The organism is Nitrosospira sp. NRS527 (assembly GCF_018406445.1).
Taxonomy (GTDB): Bacteria; Pseudomonadota; Gammaproteobacteria; order Burkholderiales; family Nitrosomonadaceae; genus Nitrosospira; species Nitrosospira briensis.
The window spans coordinates 1,109,775-1,129,720 of record NZ_AP024515.1 but is presented as its reverse complement, the minus strand read 5'-3'; the positions used below and the strand labels follow the sequence as shown (position 1 = coordinate 1,129,720).

Here is a 19,946-nt window from a genome sequence, read left to right as displayed (position 1 = left end):
TTAAAATATGAAAATCGCTTTATGCGCCAAAACAATGATGATTGCAAGTCGCAGGACCTCTAAATAAACTGCGCGAGTCGCATTTTTCCCGGCTGAAATGCAGGCTGGATTGGAACAGTCTATAGTGACAAGATGAAACTGTTCGTCCTCATGCTGCGTAGTGGCATGGCAGCGATACTGCTCCTGTTGCCGACGTTCGTTCCGGCAGCGCCGGTGATGGTAACGACGGTAGACGGTCCTATTGCGCCGGCCAGCGCTGACTTCGTCCAGCGCAGCCTGGAGCGTGCAGCCGCTGAGGGAGCGCTACTTGTCGTATTGCAGCTGGATACACCGGGTGGCCTCGATACCTCGATGCGGCAGATCATACGTGGCATTCTTGCCTCACCCGTGCCGGTAGCGGCCTTCGTGGCGCCGAGCGGGGCGCGGGCAGCGAGTGCCGGAACTTATATCCTGTATGCCAGCCACATCGCAGCGATGGCACCCGGTACCAATCTGGGCGCGGCGACCCCGGTACAGATCGGCGGTTTGCCTGAGCCCGGACCTGAGCCGGAATCCAGGCCGAAACCGTCTCCGGGCTCATCCGCAAATCAGGCAGACGAGAGCGGCGGTGGACATATAGCGGCGGAAGACAAGATGCCGAAAAAAGACGCAATGTCGCGCAAAGTGATCCAAGACGCTGCCGCTTATATCCGCGCGCTGGCGCAGATGCGAAAACGCAATGTGGAATGGGCGGAACGCGCTGTGCATGAAGCCGTAAGCTTATCAGCGGTCGACGCGCTGAATCTCAACGTCATCGATTATGTCGCTGCTGACGTGCCGGATCTGTTAAGGCAGCTGAATGGCCGGGAAGTGACCATACTCGGGCAGAACCTCACCCTTGATACCCTTTCAGCCACCATACAGGTTGTCGAGCCCGATTGGCGCACACGACTGCTTGCCGTCATCACCAACCCCAGCGTCGCGTACATACTGATGCTTATCGGCATTTACGGATTGTTCTTCGAATTTTCCAATCCAGGCTTTGTGTTGCCCGGCGTGGCGGGCGCCATCTGCCTCTTGCTTGCCCTGTACGCATTCCAGTTGCTGCCAGTCAACTATGCCGGACTTGCCTTGATTCTGCTCGGCATCGCATTCATCACGGCAGAAGCCTTCCTGCCAAGCTTCGGTGCGCTTGGCGTCGGCGGGATGATTGCTTTTATCGCCGGCTCGTTGATGCTGATCGACACCGACCTTCCCGGCTACGGCATTCCCTGGCCCATGATCGCAGGGATATCCGTGGCTAGCGCATTATTCCTGATTTTCGTCGTCGGCATGGCGCTGAAGTCACGGCGCAGCCCCATCGTCAGCGGCCATGAAGCGATGATCGGCGCCATAGGCGAGATGCTGGAGGATACTTCGGGCGAGGGCATGGTACGCGTTCATGGCGAACTGTGGAACGCACATAGTGAGCAACCTCTGGCCCGAGGACAGAAAGTGCGTGTAACAGGAATCGACGGTCTGGTTTTACATGTAATCCCGACAGAGAAATAAGGCAGAGAAATAACCAAAGGAGATTTCCATGTTAGCCAATTTCGGTTTTTTTAGTACTCTCATTATCATTCTTATCGCAGTGCTTTTCTCGGCATTTCGCATATTACGCGAATACGAACGTGGGGTGATCTTCCTGCTTGGCCGCTTTCAAAATGTAAAAGGCCCGGGCCTGATCATCATAATCCCCGGTATTCAGAAAATGGTACGAGTCGACCTGCGTACTGTCGTCATGGATGTCCCCAGCCAAGACGTGATTTCGCGCGACAACGTTTCGGTAAAAGTCAACGCCGTGGTGTATTTTCGGGTAGTCGACCCACAAAAATCCATCATTCAGGTGGAAAATTTCCTTGCCGCCACCAGTCAGTTTGCACAGACTACCCTGCGCTCCGTACTGGGCAAGCATGAGCTGGATGAAATGCTGGCGGAACGTGAAAAGCTCAATCTGGATATTCAGAAGGTGCTGGATATTCAGACGGACGCTTGGGGCATCAAGGTATCCAACGTCGAGATCAAACATGTGGATATCGATGAATCCATGATAAGAGCCATTGCCCGACAGGCGGAGGCGGAACGTGAGCGGCGGGCAAAGGTGATTCATGCTGAAGGCGAATTGCAGGCATCGGACAAATTGATGCAAGCGGCGCAAATTCTTTCGCAGCAAACCGGGGCAATGCAGTTGCGCTACCTCCAGACGCTTACGAACATCGCCAGCGATAAATCCAATACCATTATTTTTCCGATACCTATGGACCTGGTATCGCCGCTGATGGATGTGCTCAAGAATCGCAATCCAGAAGTTCGCTGACACGGGAGCTCCGCTCCATCTTCCTTTCCACACCGGTGCCCTCATGCAGTTGCGCTCCAGCCCCACTTCGTTTGCTGCGATCAACTTACGGTGGAGCTTTCACCCACAAGAATACGCCCATGTTGCGCGCACAAAAAAGCCCGGTAACCCGGGCTTTTTTGTGCGATCGAACGATCAGGCGGCCATCGTCTTGATCGCGGCAGATAGTCGGCTTTTATGGCGCGCTGCCTTATTCTTGTGGATGATACCCTTGTCCGCAATGGAATCTATCGTACCGAGGGAAGCCGCGTACGCAGCCTGCGCAATGGTTTTATCTGCAGACTCGATAGCTTTTCTCACATGCTTGATCGCGGTGCGCAATTCCGAGCGCAGGCTCGTGTTGCGGTCCCGCTGGCTGACATTTTGTCTCGCACGTTTTCTGGCTTGTGCACTATTGGCCATTAAAATTCCTCGAATTAAATGTTACGCAAATTTTTTGAATGATACGGATGTTTCCGGGATATTGCAAGGAAAACAGAGGAGTATTATAACCCATGAGCGTCTCGCGATGCTCGAAACATCAACCGGTTCTTCTCAAAGATACCTATTGATCCTCACGCTATCGAGCTTCCTGCCGACCTTCACACCGGCGCCATTGCAACATGATGCTATAGGGGGAGTCTCCCCATACACTCGCGAACTTGTCAGCTTGACGCGGCGGGTGAAACCCGCCCTATGGATCATCATTGCTTTATCGTGGGTGAGTTAATCCTACCCTGCCGATTGTTGCTGATTGTGGGTAAATCCGGAATATTTTTGTCAAGAGGTTTACTCATGCGTTCATGCGTAACTTTTTCCGTTGTTCATCTACCGAGCCGAACCCCAGGGAAGATTCAGGTTAACATACTCATCCATGAATCTGCTTAAAGCCCTCGCTACCGTCAGCGGAATGACGATGATATCCCGTATCCTGGGATTCGTTCGGGATGTGCTCATTGCCCGTATTTTTGGTGCAGGCGTCGCAACCGATGCTTTTTTTGTGGCCTTTCGCATTCCCAACCTGCTGCGCCGATTATTTGCCGAGGGTGCGTTTTCACAGGCATTCGTGCCAATACTCGCGGAATACAAGAACCGCCGCACACCCGAGGAGACACGTGAGCTAATCAATCAAGTTGCGACGCTGTTGTCCATCGCTTTATTTTTAGTCACGACCATAGGCATCATTGCTGCGCCGCTCATAATTTATGTGAGCGCACCGGGCTTTAGCGCCAGCCCGCAGAAATTCGCATTAACAGTGGAACTGCTGCGTATCACGTTTCCGTACATTCTTTTTATCTCGCTTGTATCACTGGCGGGAGGCATTCTCAACACCTTTGGAAGGTTTTCCGTACCGGCGTTAACCCCGGCATTGCTCAACCTGTCGTTCATTGGCTGTTCGCTGTGGCTGGTTCCGCTGGTAGACCCACCGGTACTGGCGCTCGCATGGGCCGTATTCATCGGCGGCGTGCTCCAGTTAGCCTTCCAGGTACCGTTTCTCATGCGTATCAGATTAATGCCACGCCCGCGTCTCAGATCGAGAGATAACGGCGCATGGCGCGTCATCAAGCAAATGGGGCCGGCGGTGTTCGGTGTATCGATCGGCCAGATCAGCTTGTTGATCAATACGATATTCGCTTCTTTTCTTGTCACCGGCAGCGTTTCCTGGCTCTACTATGCCGATCGTTTGATGGAATTTCCCGCAGGCCTTCTAGGGGTGGCGCTTGGAACGGTATTACTGCCGTCGTTGTCGCGGCATTATGCGGATAACAGCACTGAGGAATATAGTCGCCTGCTGGATTGGGGCCTACGCTTGACCGTGCTTTTTACGCTGCCGGCGGCGCTGGCATTGGCACTGCTTGCGACACCGCTCATCACCACCCTTTTTTATCACGGCGAATTTTCCGCCAACGATGTATGGATGACGCGCAATGCGTTAGTGGCTTACAGCTCGGGACTGCTGGGGCTGATTTTGGTAAAAGTGCTGGCTCCCGGATTTTACGCCCGGCAGAATATCCGGACACCAGTAAAAATTGCCGTCATCACACTTGTTGTTACTCAATTAATGAACCTCGCATTCATTATACCGTTGCGCCATGCCGGACTGGCGTTGGCCATCGGGCTAGGCGCATGCCTTAACGCCGGATTGCTCTACTACAAGTTGCGCAGCCATCAAATCTACCAACCTCAGCCGGGATGGGCAATGTTCATGGTGAAGATATCGATAGCGCTGGCGATCATGGGCGGGACGCTATGGTTCGCCTCGAGCAGTGACGCGTCGTGGCTGCTGGGCTCCACTTTCGAGCGCGCGGCACGGCTGACGTGGGTGGTGGCGATCGGCGCAACCAGTTACTTTTTCACATTATGGCTGCTCGGTTTCCGTCTCAAGAACTTCTCACGGCGGGGTGCGGAATAAGCATAAACATGCACCCTGACCCTGATATCTGAACATAGGCGTTGAAATCAAGGCCGGCCCGAGGGTCGGAGACCAGGCATGAATTAACGCCGTTCCGCCTTTATTTTCCGATGTCTTTTGCTGATCAGCTCGGGCGAATCCCTTATAAACAGTCTGATCTTTGCATTGGGTCATTTCTTTCGATAGGCGTGTTCATCGAAAAGAAAGCACAAGAAAAACCCCTCTTTTTTATTGGAAAAAATTCGCACGTCCCACTTGGATTAACCCTATAATGGTTAGGTTAATCAACCCCCATCAATGGCAGAACATTCTATCTCCCGACTATGACTCACTTCGTCAGATATTCCACCTTATCAATGGTGCTTTTGGGGTTTCTCCTCACTGGTTGCGCCACAACCAACAAGAACACCACCACCGATAAAATCACCGATACGAATACCACCACCTCGGCCAATATAAACTCGAGCGCTTCGGATGATACAGGTATCCTGCTCAACACGAGCACGAACGCGTCGGTTAGTGATACTGTCCCAACGACTGATAACCTGATAAAAGAACAGCGGGAACCGTTTGAAGGTCCAGTATTCAAGAATGCCGCCCCACCAGCGACCTATCCGGGTTTTAGTAAAAGAGACCCCTGGGAACCGATGAACCGCGCCGTATTCAGGTTCAACGAATCCGCTGACGATTATGTGTTCAGGCCGATGGCCAAAGGCTATAGATGGTTGATGCCCGACCCGCTTGAAACCGCGGTGGGAAATGTTTTTTCAAACATCAACGACATACCGGTGACGCTGAATAACCTTCTGCAACTGAAATTCGGCAATGCGGCGACCAGCGGCATGCGGGTAATAGTCAACACCACTTTTGGCCTGGTGGGGATATTTGATCTGGCGAGCGATGTCGGCCTGGAAAAACATGATGAAGACTTTGGGCAAACCTTGGGGTATCACGGCGTTGCAAGCGGTCCTTATCTGGTGCTTCCTTTTTTCGGTCCCAGCTCGATTCGTGATGCGGGCGCGCGTTTAATCGACGCAGCTTCCGATCCTGTTTTCGTAGGAAGCTTCTTCGTTGCTCCCTTCATAGGTCCGGTGGTAGGCGCAAGCAGAGCCGCCGACACGCGCGCTGGCATGCTCAAATCCGAGAAAGCGCTGGACGAGGCTGCACTGGATAAATACGAGTTCATGCGTGAAGCCTACCTCCAGCGGCGGCGCAATTTGGTGTATGACGGAAATCCCCCTCAGCCAAAAGAGGATGAAGATAACGATTAATTTTGAATTCTGAAATTGAAATCGCCTGCGTTCCTTCTGCTTCCTTATAAAAAAGATTTAAGATATTATTTCGTTCCCTGCTCAAGAAAGCAACGCAATCCATGGTCGTTGTAGGTAAATGATTGCGTTGCCAGCTATATTCCATATTCAGCGCCTGCCTGTCCACAGCAATTCCCGCGACCAATAACCCTTAGCTTCCCGTAAGCACTGGTACGGTCACGTTTGGCCTTTCCGGGCATATCGTAACACCTGGCGAACGGTCTCGTTTCTGCGTGAACCGATCTACTTTCTGCTGGATGGTCGAGGGCAAGAAAAAACGGCGGTGGCCATATCAGCCTACCGCCGTTTATCTCAAAACGACTAATGAATCAGGGCATTGCACGTAGCGCTGCAATGCGTACTTCAAGTGGCGGATGCGACATAAATAAACTCTTGAGGCCGCCCTCTCCGCCCGAAATACCAAATGCCGCCAATCGCTCCGGCAATTGTGCCGGTTCATGCCGCTGTTTCAAGCGCTCCAGTGCGGCGATCATCTTGTTACGTCCTGCCAGACGCGCACCCCCTGCGTCTGCGCGGAACTCACGCTGGCGGCTAAACCACATGACTATCATGCTGGCAAGTATTCCCAGCACCATTTGCGCCACGAGGGTGGTAATCAGAAAAGCCGGACCCTGATCCCTTTCGGTTTTGAATATAACCCTGTCTACGAAATGACCAATTATTCTTGACAGGAAAATTACGAACGTATTGACCACGCCCTGGATCAGTGCGAGTGTAACCATGTCACCATTGGCGACGTGGCTTATTTCGTGCGCCAATACGCCTTCGATTTCGTCTTTATGCATGTTCTGGAGCAGGCCCGAGCTCACTGCCACCAAGGCGTTGTTGCGGCTCATGCCAGTAGCGAATGCATTGACATCCGGTGCATCATAGATCGCCACCTCCGGCATGCCGATACCGACAAACTCGGCCTGGCGCCGGACTGTCTCAACCAGCCAGCGCTCGGTCGGGTCAGAAGGCTGCTCGATGACAACTGCACCGGTCATGCGTTTTGCAGACCATTTGGACATGGCAAGCGAAATCAACGAACCGCCAAAACCTATCACCCCGGACATGATAAGCAATGAGTTGAAGTCTATACCGCCCTCGGCATTCAGCATGCGATCCACGCCCAATATCCGCAGTGTAATACTTAGCACCAATAACACTGCCAAGTTAGTGATTACAAACAGAAAAATTCGTTTCATAGAGGGTATTCCGTTTCTAATTGTAGAAGACACATTGTAAATAGGGGCACAAGCCGGGATTTCAAGGCCGTTATTCCTGCAATTTGTTAATATCCGGCCAGGTTAAATGCACGCTTTTTCCCGCTCACCTCATCAATGGCCGTTGCGCGCGGCAAATAAAATATATATTCCCAAGCTGCCAAAGATTATAAAAAAAATTGCGGACCAGTCCGGAAGCGTAAGCAATGCGAACTTCCAGGTGACATCGGCACAGTCCCCGTTTGCTTCAAACATGCTGGGCCACCATTGTGCTAACGGCAACGCGTTCAAGAACTTTTCTTCAGGACTGATGCCGCATTCGAATGCCTCGGGAAAGCGCACCAGCCACGCCTGACGCAAAGCAACCGCCGCTCCGGAGAACGCAAAGGCGGCCATCAAGCCGCTGTATATTCCCGACCCTTTTGCGCGGGGAGAGTGAAAAAATGCTAATAGCGCGATTAATCCGACCAGCCAATACGCAATGCGCTGAACGACACAAAGTGGACAAGGCAGCAGGTTCTTTACCAGCTGTAGATAAAGGGCGTAACTGATCAGGCTGGCGCAACCGAGAAATATCGATAGAAAAATGACTCTTGTTCCTGGTTTCATGCGGCTCACATGATCCGGCTTAAAGGATTTAACCTAAATCCGGTAGTTGGACGGGGTGAAGTGTACGGTTTTTGGGGTGCAGGGCAAGGCGCAACGACGCGGAATGCGCCCGCGCAGGGCGGAGCAGTGCCTTCCGCAGGAAGGTGCGACCCCGAAGCGGGATGCGGACGCCCCCTTGCGTGTAGCGTGCGATCGCGGCATCCCCTGCGCTGCCCGATCCCCGCTTCGCGGGGTCCCTCGGGCGACGCTTCGGGGCGCCGTTCCATTCCAAGAAGTTGCAACGCAGCCATGTGCCCAAAAACTGTGCAATTCACCCCGTAGCGCCCTCACCCGGAAGGGGCGCGTCAAATAATATAAAATATTATTATTAATCATAACTTTGATCTATAAATGAGCGGTCAACTACCGGATTTAGGTTTAATCGGGCTGCTGGTTGAGGTCGGTTTTCTTCACCCTTCGCATTCCGCCCGGCACCATTTTATATTCCAGCAAACGGCATTCCAGCGCACCGTTGAATAATGGAACACGGCGCGAGGGTGTCAAGCGTATGAGTTTTGGCAGAAACGGGTCGGCGGTGAAAATATAGGCATTCCATCCACTGAATTTTTTCTTCAGTACGTCTCCCAGTTTCGGATAAAACTCCGCAAGCTCCTGCTGCTCACTTAAACGTACCCCATAAGGGGGGTTGGTTACGAGAAATCCGGAAGCCGCGGGCGCGGATATTTCCAGCAGGTTCGCCTGCTTGAGCGTCACCGTTTCAGAGAAGCCCGCGGCAGTTAGATTCGCACGCGCGACGGCAACCGCATCCCCATACAAGTCACTGCCGAAAATCGGCTGGAGCGTTCTCGGTTTCTGCCGTGCCAGCGCTGCTTCTTTAACCTCTTCCCATTGCCTTCTATCAAAGCTCGCCAGTTTTTCAAAAGCAAAGCTGCGACCCAGCCCCGGCGCGATATTCAATGAAATTTGCACTGCTTCGAGCAGAAATGTGCCGCTGCCACACATTGGATCGAGCAGTGGAATGCCTGGCTGCCAACCCGCCAAGGCCAGAATCCCGGCGGCAAGGTTTTCTCTTACGGGCGCTTCAACAGTATTTTTTCTGAGGCCGCGCTTGAACAAGGCATCGCCGGAAGTGTCAACATATAACGAAAATTCCCGGGCATCCAAAAAACCGTGAATGCGAATATCCGGCCGCACCGTATCGACACTGGGACGGCAGCCAACCGTACTGCGGAATTTATCGCAGACCGCATCCTTGATCTTGAGCGTGACAAAATCCAGGCTGCGTAGCGGACACTTGATGGCAGCCACATTGACGCGAATCGTTGAATCCGCGGCAAACCATTCATTCCATGGCAATGCACGGGCTGCTTCGTACACATCGGCTTCGCCGACGTAGGGATTGCGCGCCACCCGCCAAAGAATTCGACTGGCGATGCGGCTTTCCATGTTAGCCCGATAGCAGGTTTGCCAGTCGCCCTGGAACTGGACCCCGCCGTCGCACGCCTTTGCAAAAGAGGCCCCAAGCTGCTCCAGCTCGGTCACGAGTGCCGACTCCAGTCCTCGCGGGCAGGGCGCAAAAAAATAGTAAAGCGTCACGGTAAGACCGGGCGCACAACAATTATCATTGTGACTTCGTACTGTTTATTTCGCAGTCCACGCCCCATAGCCAAGCATCGCCCAGGCGCTCAAGAACGCGACGCCGCCAAATGGCGTGATTATACCGAGCCCGCGTATTCCCGTCAGGCTCAGGACATAAAGACTGACGGAAAAAAGAACAATTCCGGCAAGCATCAGCCAGCCCGACCAAGTGAGCAGCCTGGACGCAGGCAGATGCAGCAGTATGAGGCCGACGGCGATCAGGCCCAACGCGTGATAAAAATGATATTGCACGCCCGTCTGGTATACGGCGAGCATGTCTGTAGAAAGCCGTTGTTTTAAGCCATGCGCACCGAAAGCGCCCAAAGCGACGCATAAAAATGCATTGACAGCACCCAGGGTGAGGAAAACTCTTGACATCGGAGACCTATTTTCTGATGAGAGGACTAAAGAATGTAGCAGACACGACGCAGGCCCGCGCATACGTCTTTTTTACTTGCAAAGACAGCCGGAACACAGAAGGATCGATAAATCGATACGGATATTTAAAACATTCGTAGTCTGCATCACCCCTGCCCAAATGTCTATACCGATCGCAAATTTCAAACATGGTCGGAAGTTACTCATTTTTCTCTGTCACGCGCGCCTTGCTGCCCCCTTTGGCAAACGCCACCCGAATGGTATCGCCCACGTCGATCTGGTCACTACTTCTCACCACTGCACCGCCGGTGCCATAAACAATACTGTAGCCCCGCTCCAACACTGACTCGGGGTTAAGATGGGCAAGATTCTCCTGCTGGCGCTGCAAGCTCATTACAAGCGTTTCGATGCGAACGGCAATGGCCCGGCGCAAGCGCAGCCCGAGGTCATGCTGGCGTTCAACCAAACGCGGAATATCGGGGCTGGCGATCAGGAGACGCTGGTCAAGCTCACGCAAACGCCAATAGCAGCGTGCCAGATCCTGCTGCCATGAGCGAGCCAGGCGTTCGCGCAAATGCTGAAGATGCCCAAGTTGTTCATTAATCCGTTTTCCAGGATGCACCAGGCGGCATTCGAGCATATCGATATGCTGCATCCGGCTTTCAATGCCACGCTGCATTGCCCGCTGCAGGCGTCCGTGCATGATTTCTCCATGCCGTATTAATTCCTTCCGGTCCGGGCAGACGAGCTGGGAAGCGCCGGTAGGCGTCGGAGCGCGAACGTCAGCCACAAAATCAGCAATGGTGAAATCAGTCTCATGACCTACGCCACTCACGATAGGAATGGGACAGGCGGCGATTGCGCGTGCTACTGCCTCCTCATTGAATGCCCACAGATCTTCGATACTACCCCCGCCGCGGCAGAGGATAAGCACGTCGCACTCGGCACGATTTCCCGCAGTTCGAATGGCTGCCGCTATTTTGGCTGAAGCACCGGCTCCCTGCACCGGCGTGCCATAAATGATCAGTGGTACGAAAGACATACGCCGCTTCAGCGTGGACAGTACATCGTGCAAGGCGGCCGCCGCCGGAGAGGTGATGATACCGATCTGCTTCGGGAATAGCGGTAGCGGTTTTTTGCGGGCAGGATCAAACAGCCCCTCCTTTCCCAATCTGGCCTTGAGTTGCTCGAAAGCTTCGAATAGCGAGCCAAGTCCGGCGCGTCGAATAGTCTCGACGTTTAATTGAAAATCCCCGCGGGATTGATACAACGTCACCAGTGCGCGCACCTCTACCCGCATACCATCGCTGGGCTGCCAATCCAGATACTGATTTTTATCGCGGAACATAACGCAACGTATCTGGGCATCCGCATCCTTGAGTGAAAAATACCAATGGCCCGACCCGTAGCGCTTGATATTCGAAATTTCGCCCCCTACCCATAACAATGGGAAAGCCTGCTCCAGCAAGTCCTTGGCGCTACGGTTCAGTTCGCTCACGCTCAAGACGGTGCGAGCGATCTCCATTTCCATAATGAAATTCATCTTGACATTCTACAATAATCCCCACCTGTCACGAAAATTGCGTAATTGTGCCGGCAAACCCGCATGAATACTAAAGCATACTTATAAGTATTTGTTTTTAATCAATATTAATAAGTACAAAAATTAATCTATTCAGAAAAAGTCGTTATGGCAGGGCGACTTAATGGTCCTATTTGCAGATTACCCACAAACTTATCCACAGTAATTGTGGACAAGAAAAAAAACGCGTCCTTGCCGAAATCACAGGGGCAAGATACATTACAACTCTGATTTTTGTACCGGAGGTGATCGCGTGTTTGGTTTGATTCAAGCGGCGGGTTGGCCGATTTGGCCGCTCATTTTAGCTTCTATCGTCGCTATGGGCATTATCGGTGAACGCATGTGGGCCTTGCGTCTGAGCATGGTTACGCCAAGAGATCTGCTGCCCAAAGTGGTATATGAGTATCGTAACAGCGGCGTGAGTGCCGATATGATCGCGCGCCTCCAGAAACATTCTCCACTTGGGCAGATTTTTGCCGTGGGATTGAGAAACGATAGAAGCACGCGCGAAGTCATGAAAGAATCCATCGAAGAGGCCGGTCGCGCTGTCTCTCATGACCTCGAGCGTTATCTCACTACCTTAGGAACTATTGCCTCCATGAGCCCACTGATGGGCTTGTTCGGAACGCTGGTCGGCATGATCGAAATTTTTGGCGTGAATTCTCCTACTAACGGTAGCAACCCGGCACAACTCGCCCATGGTATTTCCGTTGCACTCTACAATGCCGCATTCGGCATCCTGGTAGCCATTCCCAGCATGATGTTTTATCGTTACTTCCGCGCTAAAGTGGATGCACTGGTGATTGAAATGGAATTGCAGGCATTAAAGCTCGTGGAAATCGTTCATGGCGAACGTCAAGATGATTCTCCAGCGAGACAAGGAATAGTACAGCCGCTGGCAGGTTCCTGAGGGGAATGACTTATAAATATCCTGCCGAGACAGGACAGGGAAGTAGTTGAGCCGAGCAATCCGCCCACAACTGATAGAATCAGCTCTCGATTTCCGGACATGATCCGCTTTTCCGATTACCGTTCACCTACGGGAATATAGCAAAAACGATGAACTTTCAACGCGGCAGGCAAAAAGAAGACCCGGAAATCAACCTGGTGCCCATGATCGACGTGTTGCTGGTGATACTTATTTTCCTGATGATCACTACTACTTACTCAAGGTTTTCCGAACTTGAAATCAGTCTGCCGCAAGCAGCGTCCGACAAGTCCGCTGATCATCCAAATGTTATCGATATTTCGGTAAACGCCAGCGGGGACTATACCGTCAACCGTACCCCCGTCAAAGATTCCAGTATGGAGCGGCTTAGTGAGGAATTGCGCGTGGCCGCGGGTGATCGGCCGGACACGGTGATTGTCATCAATGCGGACGCCGACGCTACACATCAATCCGTTATAACGGTGATGGAAGCCGCGCGTTTAGCGGGATACAACCATATCACTTTCACCACTGAAAACCCCAGATAGGGCTCCTCATTGGCGCAACATGCCTTTCCGGCGCGGCGGACAGCTATAGTATTTGGGGTTGTGGGGGAAACATAACAATTCAACCGGGTGGTGGCGTATGTCAGCGCGGGAAGAATACACTGCGATGTAGCGCTTTCACGAAGTGAAGTTTTCGTTACATAACCGCCGTCTCTAGGAGAGTATAATCGATCTGATTGATGTAACCCTTTAAGGCTGAGGAAGTCGAGGAAATTATGGACTTAAAATTATTGGATATCCTGGTTTGTCCGCTGTGCAAAGGCCCGCTGCTCTACAGAAAATCCGAAAATGAACTAGTCTGCAAAGGAGACCGGTTGGCTTTCGCCATCAAGGATGGCATTCCCATAATGCTGGAAGACGAGGCACGAAGACTACCTGTAGAAGAAGAAATTTAGTTCGTGGAAAATTCCCGGGACTTCGAATAGGCTTCGATTTTTGATGGAACGTATTTTCTCCTGAATGGGAGCCGAATATAAACGATGAAAAATGCGAATAGCGCCGCCATTTTGGGTGCACTTATTGCTGATTCCGCCGCACTTGGCCTGCACTGGCTTTATGATCCTGTGCGCATTGCAGAGATTGAAGCAGCAAAGGGACTCGTATTTCTTCAACCGGAGGCAGCAGACTATGCCGGAGCAAAGGGCTATTTCGCGCATGGTCGAAAGGCGCTCGGCGAGTCTACCGGCTACGGTGAAGTCTGCTTATTGATGCTGAAGCATCTGGCAAAACACGGCACCTTCCGCCGTAATGAATATCAGGTTGAATACCGCGCGCATTTTGGGCCTGGCGGCGAATTCGTCGGTTATATCGATTCCCCGACCCGCCTGACGTTACGCACATTGTTATCCCTTGAACCGTCAGAATTTCCAGCGGCATCTGGCGCCGATGACGATCAGCAACCGGCCCTGGCAGCGCTTCCGGCATTGATTGCGACCCACTCCGGGACGCTGGAAGATCTTATGAATTGCGTCGAGGAGGTGGTACGCGTAACCAATAATAATGAACTGGCGATCGTCGCAGCACAGTGTTCCTCGGTAGCACTGTTCAAGCTGTTGCATGGGGCACCGGTTTCGCAGGCTCTGGCGGATGCTCTGCCATTTGCGGGGCCCTTCCTCGAACCATTACTGGAACAAGCGCTTGCTATACCGACACTGGATAGCATTGCGGCGACGGAGCGCTTTGGCCGCACGTGTCATGTCGCGGAAGGACTGCCGGTCATTTTTCATATTGCGCAACGTGCCGCTGACTATCGTACTGCAATAGAATCCAACATTCGCGCCGGGGGAGACAGCTGTGGGCGCTCGATCATGCTCGGCGCCCTGGTGGCAGCGCATGCAGCGATGCAAAACGATTCTGTATTTCCCATTCCGCTGCCTTGGCTGGCGCGATACCGAAAATTTGCCGAAGCTGCCGATGCGTGCACAGCACTTTGAATACAACATTTAGCGGGACGACACAGAAAATCTGGCGAGGCAGTTTATAAACCGGCTTCGATCGCATCTACGGCGAGAACCCGAACTCGGCAGTATCCTCTAATATAAATCCTCGTTGTCACCTCTTTCTCATATAAAAGATAAATTCTCCAGCTATCTCCGACAAGGACAGCAATTCGTTGCCCGTCTGATCGGCGAAGACCTGGAAATCGATTACTGAGCCAGGGTCGGTAGCGGTTATTTTCAGCACTTGCCCGGTAGTCATATCCACCAGGGATTTTTTTGTGCGCAGGATAGGCAATGGGCAGTTCAGCCCGCACACATCCAGTTCTTTATCGCAATTCATGCATTTCTCCTCGATTCCTGGTTACGGAATAGTTGCCTGCCCATGGAATGCAGCAAGTGATTTGCCAAAATTATTTTCATGATCTGCGAGAAATCCAAGAAAAAAACGGATAAGCGGTTATTTATGGTGCAACTGGAAGTTCTGTTTGTTACGCTGGTATTGATAATCATTAGAAGCCAAAAAACGAAAATATGAAAGAAGCGTTAAAGATGAGTTAGCATATGCTTGAGAAGATCTTTTTTCGAGCCTCAAAGACGAGGGCCGAAGATAATACCACCTTGTTGTTTTGATTGAGACTCGACAACACGTCAGATTCCGCGAATTACCGATAGCGTCATTATGCCAGTCAACTTTACCCCTCCACTACCCGAACATCTGCTTCCTATTAAAGGCATAACGCTCGGCATCGCCGAAGCGGGAATCAAGAAACCCGGCCGAAAGGACCTGCTTGTCATCGTTTTGGCGGAATGCGCAAAGGTAGCGGGCGTATTTACGCAAAATCGGTTTTGTGCGGCACCTGTGGCAGTCGCTAAAGACCATCTTTTGAATCCGGGCTCCACTTCCGCCTGCCCGATCCGGGCATTGATTATCAATACCGGCAACGCCAATGCCGGCACAGGTGAAGGCGGCGTTGCGGATGCCCGTGCCACCTGCGCCGAACTCGCCAACTTGCTCGGTTGTGATAGTCGGCAGGTGCTGCCATTTTCTACTGGTGTCATTATGGAGCCGCTGCCGTTGGAAAGAATTATTGCCGGGTTGCCCGCGGCGGTGGCCGACCTCAAGGCAGACAACTGGTTTGCGGCCGCCCAGGCAATCATGACGACGGATATCGTGCCCAAGGCGGTATCGAAACAGATTTCCCTTGACGGCACAACCGTGACCATTACGGGCATTGCCAAGGGTTCGGGAATGATCCATCCAAACATGGCAACGATGCTGGGTTACATTGCGACCGACGCCGCGCTGAGCCAGCCACTGCTGGAACAAATCGTGCGGCATGCGGCGGAGAATACATTTAATCGCATCACCGTGGATGGAGATACTTCAACCAATGACGCGCTCGTTCTGATAGGAACGGGCCAGGGCGGCAATTCGGTCATTTCAGATAATGAAAGTGCCCAATTCACACAGGTGCAAAACGCGATAACCGAGGTCGCAGCATCGCTTGCGCAGGCTATCGTACGCGACGGTGAGGGGGCAACCAAGTTTATTACGGTCCGGGTGGAGGGTGGGAAGACACTCGACGAATGTAGCAAGGCTGCCTATGCCATTGCACATTCTCCGCTGGTTAAAACCGCTTTTTTCGCATCTGATCCAAATCTTGGCCGAATACTGGCGGCAATAGGTTATGCGGGCATAGAAGACCTTGACGTCAATAAATTGCAGCTCTATCTCGATGACGTTCTGGTTGCAGAAAATGGTGGCCGGGCGCGCACTTACCGGGAAGCAGATGGTCAAAAAGTAATGAAGCAAGCCGAAATCACCGTGCGTGTCGTGCTCAACAGAGGGCAGGCTTCGACCACCATCTGGACATGTGATCTATCGTATGATTATGTGAAGATCAACGCGGATTATCGTAGTTAGCAAACAGGCAAACCGGTAGCGGCGCGAGCGCAACGTAATAAAGCATCACGCTGTCAGCTGTCAGTCGCACACCAATCGTATGCGACTGCAGCACTTTCATGGACAAGTTTTCTTCCGCTCTTCCTGCTGGCTTCCGATCCCGGCGAGATGGCGCAAATCGTCAACAAGCGTCTTCTACTCACCCATTGTCTTCATGTGTTCCAGGTTGGGGTTGGTCCAATCCATCCCGGAGCCGTAGTTATAGTCCGACCCGGATGAACCAGATGACCCATACTTATCCCCAGACTTGCGGGAATGATGGCCATGCTTTTTCCTCATCGCGCTGGCTTCATCCTTATCGATGTACCCATCCTTGTTGGTATCCATCCTATCGAACATTGTTTCAGCATGGCGAGCATGTTCTTCCCTGCTCACTCGACCATCATTGTCGGTATCGGCCATGGACATTCCACATCGGCCCTCTCCACGCTTCTTGTCACCATATCCATCCTTCCTGTCACCGTAGTCGTCCTTCTTGTCGCCGTAGTCATGAGACCCGGCGACCATGTAGCCTTTATTGAGGGATTGCATGGCGAAGGGGCTTTCGGCCGCAGACGCAATGGATGCAGTACCCAGCGTGGCGGCCAGCGCGGATCCCAAAGCAAGAGAAATAATTGATTTTTTACTCGGCATATTATTCATGATGTTTTTCTCCTAAATATTTTGTTTGATTTAAAGGAAGCTTTCGGGAGAGCATGCAATATAAGTGCTGCATCTCATCAATGATTCCACCTTATTTGTTTCCGTTATTTACAGTCTGTTACGATAGACGCCTTAACTGCGGCACCTTGCATACGCTGGACGTAACATGCCGAATCATGGCCTTCTTAGCTGAGCGGTTCCGTTCGATAGCACACATATGAACTCCATTCGAATCTGGGTTTATATTATTCAGACCGCCACTTTCCGCTCGGGACTGTCTGGAAAAAATTGCCTGCAAAAAGCGAAAACCGTATTTACCCGGTTATATGAGATATTCGCAATGACAATGGGCATGATTCTCATGTCGGGCAATTGTTATAATTTGAAATTAACGTTTGGTTTGGAGACTTATGGAAGGTTGGGACAAGCTGTACGATCGGGCCGAAGCGCTGCTTTCCCGTCTTGAAGGGCTGCTGCCGGCGGGCCAGGCTGACCCCAACTGGAATTCCGCCATTGCATTTCGCTGGCGAAAGTCCGGCCGTACAGGCTCTATTCAACCTGTGAGCCACCCTCACCGCGTAACGTTCGATGCTTTGCAAGGCATAGAACGTCAAAAAAATCTCATCGATCAAAATACACGTCAGTTCGTACAGGGGCATCCCGCCAATAACGTATTGCTTACGGGCGCGCGCGGCACAGGCAAGTCATCGCTGGTAAAAGCAATGCTGAATAAATATGCTGCCATAGGGTTACGCTTAATTGAAGTGGAAAAGCATGACCTTACCGATCTGCACGATATTGTCGAACAGATATACCAGCGCCCTGAACGCTTCCTTCTGTATTGCGACGACCTGTCATTCGAGCCGGGCGACCCCGGCTATAAGGCATTGAAAGTCGTACTCGATGGTTCTATCGCCACGGCGCCCGAGAACGTTCTTGTATACGCGACTTCCAATCGCCGCCACTTGATGCCCGACTTCATGCGGGACAATCTGGACACCCGGCATCTGGGGGAAGAAATCCATCCAAGCGAATCGGTCGAAGAAAAGATCTCTTTATCCGAGCGTTTTGGGCTATGGGTATCCTTCTACCCGTTTGATCAAGAGCAGTACCTGGACATTGCCGGGCATTGGCTCAACCATTTCGGTATCGAAGAAATGACCCCCCTTATACGTGAAGCGGCTCTGCAATGGGCACTGGGGCGCGGTTCACGAAGTGGGCGTGTAGCATGGCAATTTGCACGCGACTGCGCGGGAAAGCAGAATCTGCCATGATTTTCGAAGAATCCGGTCGTTGCCCCCGTGGGTCAGCATGGGATACGCGAGCCGGATTTGCGCAAATTTAAAATTTGACCGTTTGCATAGCGTGTTTCAGTCGTCGGTTGCTGCTCATTCACCTCACCATGCCCTCTCCCACCCATATCACTGAAGTCGCCGTTGCGGTTATCACTGCCCCTGATGGCCGTTTTCTTCTTGCGCGCAGGCCTGAGGGCAAGCCTTATGCGGGTTACTGGGAATTTCCCGGCGGCAAGGTGAACCCCGATGAACCGATATTAGATGCGTTAAGGCGCGAATTACTGGAAGAGCTGGGTATATTTGTCGAGCATGCCTACCCCTGGATCACCCGCACGTTTAACTATAGTCATGCCTCTGTCCGCCTCTATTTTTACCGCGTCGTGAAATGGCATGGCAAGCCGCAGCCCCGCGAAAACCAGGAGCTGGCCTGGCAATCCGCGGACAATGTCCGGGTTGAACCGATGTTGCCGGCAAATACACCGGTATTGCGGGCGCTGGATTTGCCGGCAATCTATGCAATAACCCATGCTGCGGAATTAGGGACGGATATTGCTCTAATCCGGATTGAACGCGCGTTGAAAGGAGGTGTACGACTGTTGCAGGTACGCGAGAAGGCGATGCCGGAGAAAGCATTGAATTCTTTTATCGGCGCTGTGATTGCACTCGGTCACCGCCATGGTGCCAGAGTATTGGTGAACGGCAGCATAGACAACATCGACTTTTATCGGAAAGCCGGCGTGGATGGGCTACATCTTGCGTCAAGACAATTGATGGACATCGCGAAACGTCCGGATGTCGAGTGGTGTGGTGCGTCTTGCCACAATGCAGAAGAGCTTTTTCGCGCTGAGCAATTAGGCATGGATTTTGCGGTGCTTGCGCCGGTACTGCCGACGTTGAGTCACCCTGGCTCTGCGACGCTAGGCTGGCAAAGATTTGCCGCACTCATCCGGGATTGCTCGATACCCGTTTACGCGCTAGGCGGGTTGCGCCGGGAAGATTTAACTACGGCATGGGAACACGGCGGGCATGGCGTGGCCATGATGCGGGGTATCGGCTAAAAATTCAGCCCTGCAGAGCAAAGGAAGGTTTGCCAACTGAAGGACCCGCGGCGAAAGACATGAGGCAACAGCCCGAGGCTGAGGTAGTACTGGGGTAATGTTCGGATTTATTCAGGTCATTCGTTTTGCGATAGCGCCAATTCTTCGAACGCCAGCGCCTGATCGTTATTGCTTATCCTTAAACACATCTTCGTTCGGTTTTTCCGTGTCCGCGTCCGTTTCCGCATCGGGAATTCGATAGGACTCCGAAGCCCATTGCCCCAGGTCGATCATCTTGCAGCGCTCCGAACAAAAAGGCCGATAACGATTGCTCGTATCCCAGACGATAATCTTGCCGCAGTGTGGGCAATTGACGATAGGTTGCTTCATAATCGTGAACCTGAAAATATCCTATCCGTTGAAACAGCACCAGACCCCTTGGCTATTATGGCTTGATTGTGCAAATCAAGCCAGCCAGCACCCTGTCGGGCTCGAAGAATCGCAGCGAAAAAGTGACTGGGCGAGGGCAGATTTTGAGGATTTTGAAGACTAGTAGTTATTCCATTG

The 19,946-nt window shown here is 52.3% G+C and carries 20 protein-coding genes; 11 read left to right on the top strand and 9 right to left on the bottom strand.

Annotated features, from left to right (window positions below):
• The first annotated feature begins 132 nt into the window (after positions 1–132).
• Positions 133–1,530 (top strand): nodulation protein NfeD, encoded by a 1,398-nt coding sequence (locus tag KJS40_RS05035; protein WP_213539312.1) that lies wholly within the window; start codon positions 133–135, stop codon positions 1,528–1,530.
• Positions 1,531–1,558: 28 nt separating this feature from the next.
• Entirely contained in the window at positions 1,559–2,335 is a 777-nt protein-coding gene (locus tag KJS40_RS05030; protein WP_025040601.1) for a slipin family protein, read from the top strand.
• A gap of 174 nt (positions 2,336–2,509) precedes the next feature.
• On the opposite strand, the gene rpsT is transcribed toward KJS40_RS05030, so the two are convergent.
• Entirely contained in the window at positions 2,510–2,776 is a 267-nt protein-coding gene (gene rpsT, locus KJS40_RS05025; RefSeq protein ID WP_025040602.1) for a 30S ribosomal protein S20, read from the bottom strand.
• Between the two features lie 451 nt (positions 2,777–3,227).
• Between rpsT and murJ the strand changes: the two genes are divergently transcribed.
• Entirely contained in the window at positions 3,228–4,766 is a 1,539-nt protein-coding gene (murJ, locus tag KJS40_RS05020; protein ID WP_213539311.1) for a murein biosynthesis integral membrane protein MurJ, read from the top strand.
• A gap of 356 nt (positions 4,767–5,122) precedes the next feature.
• On the top strand, positions 5,123–6,037 hold the full coding sequence (locus KJS40_RS05015) for a VacJ family lipoprotein (RefSeq protein WP_213539310.1): 915 nt from the start codon (positions 5,123–5,125) through the stop codon (positions 6,035–6,037).
• Positions 6,038–6,405: 368 nt separating this feature from the next.
• Here the strand turns inward: KJS40_RS05015 and htpX are convergent, their stop codons facing one another.
• The 5 genes from htpX to xseA form a co-directional block, all read right to left on the bottom strand.
• Complete coding sequence (htpX, locus tag KJS40_RS05010; protein ID WP_213539309.1) at positions 6,406–7,284, bottom strand: protease HtpX; 879 nt, start codon at positions 7,282–7,284, stop codon at positions 6,406–6,408.
• A 132-nt stretch (positions 7,285–7,416) separates the two neighbouring features.
• Complete coding sequence (locus KJS40_RS05005; RefSeq protein ID WP_213539308.1) at positions 7,417–7,911, bottom strand: disulfide bond formation protein B; 495 nt, start codon at positions 7,909–7,911, stop codon at positions 7,417–7,419.
• 417 nt (positions 7,912–8,328) lie between these two features.
• Complete coding sequence (locus KJS40_RS05000) at positions 8,329–9,507, bottom strand: THUMP domain-containing protein (protein ID WP_213539307.1); 1,179 nt, start codon at positions 9,505–9,507, stop codon at positions 8,329–8,331.
• A gap of 45 nt (positions 9,508–9,552) precedes the next feature.
• Entirely contained in the window at positions 9,553–9,927 is a 375-nt protein-coding gene (locus KJS40_RS04995) for a DUF423 domain-containing protein (protein WP_090459724.1), read from the bottom strand.
• A 199-nt stretch (positions 9,928–10,126) separates the two neighbouring features.
• On the bottom strand, positions 10,127–11,470 hold the full coding sequence (gene xseA / locus KJS40_RS04990) for an exodeoxyribonuclease VII large subunit (protein WP_213539306.1): 1,344 nt from the start codon (positions 11,468–11,470) through the stop codon (positions 10,127–10,129).
• A gap of 292 nt (positions 11,471–11,762) precedes the next feature.
• Here xseA and KJS40_RS04985 point away from each other — a divergent pair, with 292 nt between their 5' ends.
• From KJS40_RS04985 to KJS40_RS04970, 4 genes are all read left to right on the top strand, one after another.
• The gene (locus KJS40_RS04985; RefSeq protein WP_213539305.1) at positions 11,763–12,419 is read left to right on the top strand and encodes a MotA/TolQ/ExbB proton channel family protein; all 657 of its coding nucleotides are present in this window, start codon (positions 11,763–11,765) and stop codon (positions 12,417–12,419) included.
• A gap of 149 nt (positions 12,420–12,568) precedes the next feature.
• Positions 12,569–12,985 (top strand): biopolymer transporter ExbD, encoded by a 417-nt coding sequence (locus KJS40_RS04980; protein ID WP_213539304.1) that lies wholly within the window; start codon positions 12,569–12,571, stop codon positions 12,983–12,985.
• A 233-nt stretch (positions 12,986–13,218) separates the two neighbouring features.
• Entirely contained in the window at positions 13,219–13,398 is a 180-nt protein-coding gene (locus tag KJS40_RS04975) for a Trm112 family protein (RefSeq protein WP_025040613.1), read from the top strand.
• A gap of 84 nt (positions 13,399–13,482) precedes the next feature.
• Positions 13,483–14,436, top strand: a complete 954-nt coding sequence (locus tag KJS40_RS04970) for an ADP-ribosylglycohydrolase family protein (protein ID WP_213539303.1) — start codon at positions 13,483–13,485, stop codon at positions 14,434–14,436.
• A 118-nt stretch (positions 14,437–14,554) separates the two neighbouring features.
• Here KJS40_RS04970 and KJS40_RS04965 read toward each other — a convergent pair whose 3' ends face one another.
• Positions 14,555–14,782: a sulfurtransferase TusA family protein gene (locus KJS40_RS04965; protein WP_025040615.1), complete on the bottom strand. Its 228-nt coding sequence runs from the start codon at positions 14,780–14,782 to the stop codon at positions 14,555–14,557.
• Positions 14,783–15,121: 339 nt separating this feature from the next.
• On the opposite strand from KJS40_RS04965, the gene argJ reads away from it, so the two are divergent.
• Entirely contained in the window at positions 15,122–16,366 is a 1,245-nt protein-coding gene (gene argJ / locus KJS40_RS04960; protein WP_213539302.1) for a bifunctional glutamate N-acetyltransferase/amino-acid acetyltransferase ArgJ, read from the top strand.
• A 174-nt stretch (positions 16,367–16,540) separates the two neighbouring features.
• Here argJ and KJS40_RS04955 read toward each other — a convergent pair whose 3' ends face one another.
• A complete protein-coding gene (locus KJS40_RS04955) occupies positions 16,541–17,047 on the bottom strand; it encodes an EF-hand domain-containing protein (RefSeq protein ID WP_244859704.1) in 507 nt (168 codons plus the stop codon).
• Positions 17,048–17,457: 410 nt separating this feature from the next.
• On the opposite strand from KJS40_RS04955, the gene KJS40_RS04950 reads away from it, so the two are divergent.
• Both KJS40_RS04950 and KJS40_RS04945 read left to right on the top strand, forming a co-directional pair.
• Positions 17,458–18,321, top strand: a complete 864-nt coding sequence (locus tag KJS40_RS04950; RefSeq protein WP_213539301.1) for an ATP-binding protein — start codon at positions 17,458–17,460, stop codon at positions 18,319–18,321.
• 128 nt (positions 18,322–18,449) lie between these two features.
• The gene (locus tag KJS40_RS04945) at positions 18,450–19,400 is read left to right on the top strand and encodes a Nudix family hydrolase (protein ID WP_213539300.1); all 951 of its coding nucleotides are present in this window, start codon (positions 18,450–18,452) and stop codon (positions 19,398–19,400) included.
• A 165-nt stretch (positions 19,401–19,565) separates the two neighbouring features.
• Here KJS40_RS04945 and yacG read toward each other — a convergent pair whose 3' ends face one another.
• Positions 19,566–19,769 (bottom strand): DNA gyrase inhibitor YacG, encoded by a 204-nt coding sequence (yacG, locus tag KJS40_RS04940; RefSeq protein ID WP_213539299.1) that lies wholly within the window; start codon positions 19,767–19,769, stop codon positions 19,566–19,568.
• Positions 19,770–19,946 lie beyond the last annotated feature (177 nt).